Source organism: uncultured Chitinophaga sp. (assembly GCF_937874145.1).
Lineage (GTDB): Bacteria > Bacteroidota > Bacteroidia > Chitinophagales > Chitinophagaceae > Chitinophaga.
Genome location: NZ_CALNBI010000076.1, coordinates 1 through 6,499 on the forward strand (window position 1 = coordinate 1; position 6,499 = coordinate 6,499).

Here is a 6,499-nt window from a genome sequence, read left to right on the forward strand (position 1 = left end):
ATCAAAAAAGTCATTCAGTGGCGCCGAAGGCGTATACACCAAACCGGTCTTCAGCACGCGGTCTGTCACGAAACCAGGCCGGAGCTGGCGGGTGGTTTCCACCCATACGGGCAATTCTTCCGTTCCTTCGATCAGTTTGCGGTTGTAGGACTGATTAATGTCGCGCACAACGGCGGCATACCGGATACTGAAGGCGGTGATCATCAATAGGGAAAGCGCCGCCCCGGTGAGGGCGGGCTTCCCGAGGTGCAGGTTTCTTATGGCGGAGATGGTATGGTACACGAGGAATGCGGGCACGAAGGCGTGGAAGCCCAGTCCCAGCGCGATGATGCCGACGGCGGCGAAAGGCGTCAGCGGCATGCAGCAGATGGCCAGGTAGGTGAAAAGCGTAACCGCAATGCCGGCGGATATGCCCGTGAGGATGCGGGCCCACCGGGGCATGAGGTCCACGTAGCGGAACAGGAGCAGCGTACAGCCGGTAATGATCAGCAGCACGCCCTGCCAGGTGGTAGTGTCTTCGAACACGTGGATTTCGCGGTTGAGGGCGTAACAGCTCACGAGCCAGAGGAGCCAAACAACGGTTTTGATGTCGTTTTTATTCGGGTTCTCCCGGTCTGTGAACCAGTAAAAGAGCAAACAAAGGATGGCAAGGCCGGCGTGGATGGCGAAGAAGGCGAACAGGGCGCCCTCCGTGGGCGTGTCTATGAGGTTGCCGATGAAATAAAGCAATACGCTGAATAGCAGCACGGAGAAATATGAAAGGTAGCGGTGGTCGAGAAGCCGTTGCTTGAGGGATCGTATGTTTTCCATATTGAAAAGTACTTTGTATTTCAAAGTATATGTGCCTGAATAAAGGGAGTCGCCTCCCCTTGAATTCACTTTGCATTACAAAGTAATATCAAAATTTTTGATAAAACAATCACCTGCCACAAATTTTTCTTCCGGCCTGATAAATTGGAATGGCATGCTGCCAGGCTAAATACTTAATTCTGGGTATTGCCTGTTCCCTTCATGTTAGGTAGCATTGCAGTTGAAATTTAAGGCGATAGCTATGTCATAAAAATAAATATTGATTTATAATATAATCTGAAATTATGTCCAAATCATCCCTCCTTTTCTCGCTGGCCTTCCTGTCGCTGCTTGCATTTTCCTGCAAGAAAGGCAAGGACCCGGAACCGGGCGGCGAGCCGGGAACCCCCAGAACCGTAGTGCTGGATGTGCAAACAGGGCTCCCCGGCAACATCGTCAAAGCGAAATTCAACTTCCCCCTTTCCCAGGAATCCGGGGAAATCACCGTAGGCAATCAGAAAACGGTATTTGCTAAAACAGAAGACAGCGCCGCTATCTTCATCCTCCCCTACCTCCCCAGCGGCGATGTGAAGATCGATTTCAGCCTGCTGGAAGTTAAAACACCGGCGAACTTTAAAATTGCGGCCTATACGCCCGTGAGTGCGCCCGACGCTGTGAAAGACAGGATGGTGGCTATTATGAATGAAATAGCCGCGGATGACGCGCTGCCCGAAGGGTATGCTTCTTCCGTCACCGCCATCCGCAACAACTTCGTGGCCGGCTATCAAAAACTGACTGCCGCCGAGAAGTCCCAGGTGGCATTCATGTTCGAGCAATCCATGTTGCAGTCCCCTCCCGCCATGAACCTCCGGCAGGCGCCCGGCGCGCATAAGCTCGATGATTTCAAGGCGCCGACTTCCATTTCATCCGACAAGGAATACCGGGAAGTGATGATCATGTGCATCGGTTTTTATACTTTATCAGGAACCAACCTGGTATTGGGAGCTACGATGATGGCGGCGCCTACGGGCGTTACCCAGGTGGCGGGCGCGGCAGTGATTGGCACCGCACTTTACAGCTTCAAACAGGCACTGGCCTGCAAACGCCTGCTGACCCTGTATTCCAAGGATACCAAACGCGTGGAAAGCGCCGAACAGGGCTCCTATATCCCCGGGCTCAGGGAAGCCGGCCGCCAAAGCGAAGATGCGTCGGCTGGGAAGGATGAGCGCATGGTATTCGAAAAAGATATTGCTTACGAGATGAATGTGGTGGCACTCCATGTTTCCATGGCGATGGATTCTAAAAGCCCCGTGATCAGTAAGTTTTTAACGGAGCTGCAAAGACTGACAAACAGTATTAACGCTACCATCACCAAAGTCAACAACCTGAAAAACTGGCTTGTCCGCACTCCCAATATCCCCCAGTTGGATTTTGGCATTCCTGCCACCGGCATTGAATCTTCACTGAATGTGAAAGCGGAAGACGTGACGCTGGCTAACATATCTAATCCCGCCATCACGCTCACCAAAACGGTGAAAGACGGGAAACTGATCGTAAAAGCCAGCAGCACCACGATCACCGCGGACACCGAGTTCACTGTGGATTTTGTTTTCGGCCAGCCTTTCCTCGGCATCTCCAATCACCTGACCGTAGCGGCACTGTATAGCCCCAAACTGGTGCCGCACAGCATGTCCCTGTTTGCAGGTAATAATCAGTCAGGCGAAAACGGCAAACCGTTGGCCAATCCGCTGAAAGTAAAAGTGCAGGATATCCGTGGACAGTCTTTACCGGGCGTGACAGTTGAATGGCGCGTGAAGCTAGGCGGCGGTACGCTGGCAGCTGCGGAATCCATTACCGGCGCGGATGGTGTGGCGCAGATGAGCTGGACCCTCGGCGAACCTGAGCTCCAGGAAGTGGAAGCTGTCGTGAAGAAGAAAGACGGAACGCCGGTTGCGGGAAGCCCCGTCGTATTCAAAGCTACTTCCGGCAACCCCTGGGAGAAAATGATGGCGGGTACCACCTGGGCGCGGGAAAATGGCTATCTGTACCCTACCAGCATGTATTCCGCGGAGGACGCGCAGCGCATGTTCAAAGCCAACAGCAGCGAATGCACGGGTGCGCTGACGACCATTACGTATAACGACGTGGTGTATTGGTACATCAAGAGCCCGCAGTACCACGACGTTACTTTCAGCCGGAATTTCAGTGTGCCGGTTATCGAAATGGCCTGTCATGTGAGCAATCCGCCTTCGAATACGAACTGGGGAACCTGGGATGTAAGCGCCGACGGGTATCTCCGCATCGCGCTGCCCACCTTTAATATGCTCTACACCAAACTCCAGTCAACCGACCAGCGCGAGTTTAAGGTGTACAAAACCGGCAGCGCCGCGGGCCAGGTCAACTACGAGCGCTGGGTAATGAAATAACCCCATCTGCATAACAGAAAGGGCCGGACGTTGGAATTATCTCCCGCATCCGGCCCTTCTGATGTAAAGTATCTTACAAATTCCCTCCCACTTCCAGTTTGATAACGGTCGCAATGGCGTTCGTTCCCTTCGCGGGAACGGTCAGCATTGTGCCTGCACCATGTTGTGCTGCGGTTACTTTGCCTTTACTGCCGAGGAGGCTGGCTTCGGATACTTTGGCGGTGAGCCCGTCGACCTGCAGCTTCCCGTCCGCCGGCCATTCGAAAACGGACAGATAGAGCGTGGTGTTGCTGCCATTGCGTTTCTGCGTGATCCTGCCCCATTTTTGCGCCGGCAGGGGATTGCCCTTTGTGCCGTAGACCGCTTCGCCATTCACTTTCATCCATTCACCAATTCCTTTCAGGCGTTCGATGCTGGGTTCGGGGAAGGAGCCGTCTGCCATGGGGCCGATGTTGAGGAGGTAATTGCCGCCTTTGGAGGCGATGTCTACCAGGTTGCGGACCATCGTTTCCACGGATTTCCATTTGTGGTCGTAGCTTTTGTAGCCCCAGGTGCCGTTCATGGTCATGCAGGTTTCCCAGTCGGTGCCGTCGAGATCGCTGAGGTTGGGGATTTTTTGTTCCGGTGTTTTGTAATCGCCGGGGAAGTTCGGGCGTTTGAGGCGGTCGTTGGTGATGATGTTGGGTTGTGCGGCGAGGGCGTCCTGTAATTTCCGGGCGGCTTCGTCGGTCATATTCGTGGGCGTGTCCCACCAGAGAACGGCTACGTCGCCGTAGTTGGCGAGGAGTTCTTTGACCTGGGGCACGGCCACGGCATCGATGTATTGTTGGAAAGACCGGGTTTCCTGGGCGGGGTCCCAGTGGCCGTTGTGGGCTTTCGTGTAGGCGTTTACGCGGTTGCTGTCCGGGTTGGGCCATCCTTCGTGCATTTCCTTGCGCGCGGCCGAGCCGCCGGGGTTGTTCCAGTCCTGGGCCTGGCTGTAGTAGAACCCGAGTTTGATGCCGTGTTTGCGGCAGGCTTCGGCGAGTGGTTTGAGGAGGTCTTTTTTATAGGGAGTGGCGTCGGCGATGTCCCATTCGGTGGCTTTGGAATCGAAGAGCGCGAATCCGTCGTGGTGTTTGGCGGTGATGACGATGTATTTCATGCCCGCGCCTTTCGCCATTTTTACCCATTGTTCGGCGTCGTATTGGGTGGGATTGAACTGTTGGGCGTATGCCTGGTATTCGGCGACGGGGATTTTGCTCCTGTTCATGATCCATTCCCCGCCGCCGCGGTTCATGGGAAACCCTTTGTAGGTGCCGGCGGGCACGGCGTAGACGCCCCAGTGGATGAACATGCCGAAGCGTGCTTCGCGCCACCATTGCATGCGGGCGTCTTTATCGGTTTGTTGGGCGGAAAGGCTTTGCGCGCCAAGGAGCGCCGCCAGTAGAAAGGCAGTTTTTCTCATGGAATTCATTTTAATGCAAACGATTGCATTATGGCAAGTTCGGATAAAATGCGGGAATGGGGTTGGATGTTTTTACCGGATGATGGTGTTTTTTTAACTGTTGCCGGTGAGGACTTTGGCGAGGAGCAGGTCGCGGTCGCGGCGGGAGCCTACGACGAATGCGTGTTCTCCGAAGACGGAGAACCCTTCTCTTTCGTAGAGGGCCCTGGCGCGCGGGTTGTGTTCCCATACGCCGAGCCAGGCGGTGCGCACGTGGCGCTGGCGGGCGAGCTGCAGGGCGTAATGGATGAGGGATTTGCCGGTGCCGCGGCTTTGGGTGGTTTGCAGGACGTAGATTTTTTCGATTTCCATAGCTGGTTCGGGCAGCAGGGTGCCGTTGTCGGGCTGCTTGTTGAAGTTGAGCTGCACGAAGCCGGTGAGTTGTTCTCCGGCGACGGCCACGTAGTACTCGGTCCCCTCCTGCCGGAACGCTTTGCGCACGGCTTCGGGGCTTTTATGTTCACGGAGGAATGCTTCGAAATCTTCCGGCGGATATTGGTCGCGGAAGGCGTCGGAGAAGGTATTAAGTTCGAGCGCAGCCAGTGCCGGGAGGTCGGATTCGGTGGCACGGCGGATATACGTGTCCGTCATACGCGCAAATTATGCTATTTTTGCACCGGAACCTCAGAAAACAATATGTGGAAAACCTTGCTCGTAACACCCTTGTTCGTATCCGCGCTGGCGCAGGGCCAGACGGTTCACCGCGAGGATTTTATGATAGACAGCGACCCGGGCGTGAAGATCTTCGTCAGGGAGATCTCCGTGAAGAAGCGAAGCCGCAAGCCGCCGGTGCTGATGTTGCACGGCGGAGGTTCCGGTGCGGTGGCTTCTTTTGACCTGCCGGTTGCGGGCGGCTCCCTGGCCGAAGACCTGGCGAAGGAGGGGCAGCATGTTTTCATCATGGATGCGCGCGGCTGGGAAACTTCCACCCGGCCTGACTATGACACCCTTCGCCGCTGGACCATCACCGGCTCTTCCGCGGAAATTTCCAATGACATCAATGCGGTGATAGACTTTATCCGCGAGCGCATGGGCGTAAAACAGGTAACGTTGTTCGGATGGGCCACGGGCGGGCAATGGATGGGATATTATTCCTGTATTTACCCGAACCGGGTTGCAGCCCTGATCATGCTAAATAGTTTGTACAATGAAAAGGCACGCTGGGCCTTCACTGATTATTTCCGTTCGCCTTTCGATACCACGCAATTCAATTATGCTTCTACCCCCGTCCTGCGCCGCGCCACGCGTTCGCAATTGATCGACAGCTGGGACCGCAGCATTCCCGACAGCAACAAAACCCTCTGGCGCGATCCGGCGCTGGCGGAGCTGTATGGGAAGACGGCGGTGGGTTTTTATGAAGACAGCATCCTGGCCGTTCCGGGGGGCTATCGCGCGGAAGCGTTTTACACGGCGCAGGGCCGCGGCCAGTGGCATGCGAAAGATGTGCGGGTGCCGGTGTTGTATATCCGTGGCAAATATGATAACTGGAGCCGGCAGGAAGATCTGCTGGCGTTGCAATTGCGGCTGGTGAACAGTCCGCGCAAGCAGTTTGTCACATTGCCGGAAGGTTCGCATCATGTTTTCCTGGATCGTCCTGAGAAAGGGCGTTCGCAGCTAATTCAGGAAATTACGAGCTTTAATGTGCGCCGGAAGTGAGGATGAGCGAGTTGCGTAAAATTTTTTCATGTGAAAATTTGGAGCGAATAAATTAATTCCTATCTTTGCAATCCCAAACGAAACGGTGATGATCCTGTAGCTCAGTTGGTAGAGCAATACACTTTTAATGTATGGGCCCTGG

5 protein-coding genes are annotated in these 6,499 nt (G+C 54.9%); 2 read left to right on the forward strand and 3 right to left on the reverse strand.

The features are described 5' to 3' along the window. The coding region (locus tag Q0510_RS03530) for a hypothetical protein (RefSeq protein ID WP_298708320.1) at positions 1-810 on the reverse strand (810 nt) is incomplete at its 3' end. A gap of 284 nt (positions 811-1,094) precedes the next feature. On the opposite strand from Q0510_RS03530, the gene Q0510_RS03535 reads away from it, so the two are divergent. Further along, a complete protein-coding gene (locus Q0510_RS03535; RefSeq protein WP_298708322.1) occupies positions 1,095-3,215 on the forward strand; it encodes an Ig-like domain-containing protein in 2,121 nt (706 codons plus the stop codon). 73 nt (positions 3,216-3,288) lie between these two features. Here the strand turns inward: Q0510_RS03535 and Q0510_RS03540 are convergent, their stop codons facing one another. Together Q0510_RS03540 and Q0510_RS03545 are read right to left on the reverse strand one after the other, a co-directional pair. Further along, complete coding sequence (locus Q0510_RS03540; RefSeq protein ID WP_298708324.1) at positions 3,289-4,662, reverse strand: alpha-L-fucosidase; 1,374 nt, start codon at positions 4,660-4,662, stop codon at positions 3,289-3,291. 93 nt (positions 4,663-4,755) lie between these two features. Beyond that, positions 4,756-5,292, reverse strand: a complete 537-nt coding sequence (locus Q0510_RS03545; RefSeq protein ID WP_298708326.1) for an N-acetyltransferase — start codon at positions 5,290-5,292, stop codon at positions 4,756-4,758. Between the two features lie 45 nt (positions 5,293-5,337). Between Q0510_RS03545 and Q0510_RS03550 the strand changes: the two genes are divergently transcribed. Next, positions 5,338-6,357, forward strand: coding sequence for an alpha/beta fold hydrolase (locus tag Q0510_RS03550; protein ID WP_298708327.1), 1,020 nt, complete (start codon positions 5,338-5,340; stop codon positions 6,355-6,357). Positions 6,358-6,499: the final 142 nt, after the last annotated feature.

Excerpts from the sequence above, each read along its gene's own strand:
- Q0510_RS03535 (WP_298708322.1), top strand. The coding sequence starts at position 1,095 with ATGTCCAAATCATCCCTCCTTTTCTCGCTGGCCTTCCTGTCGCTGCTT.
- Q0510_RS03540 (WP_298708324.1), bottom strand. The coding sequence starts at position 4,662 with ATGAGAAAAACTGCCTTTCTACTGGCGGCGCTCCTTGGCGCGCAAAGC.
- Q0510_RS03545 (WP_298708326.1), bottom strand. The coding sequence starts at position 5,292 with ATGACGGACACGTATATCCGCCGTGCCACCGAATCCGACCTCCCGGCA.
- Q0510_RS03550 (WP_298708327.1), top strand. The coding sequence starts at position 5,338 with ATGTGGAAAACCTTGCTCGTAACACCCTTGTTCGTATCCGCGCTGGCG.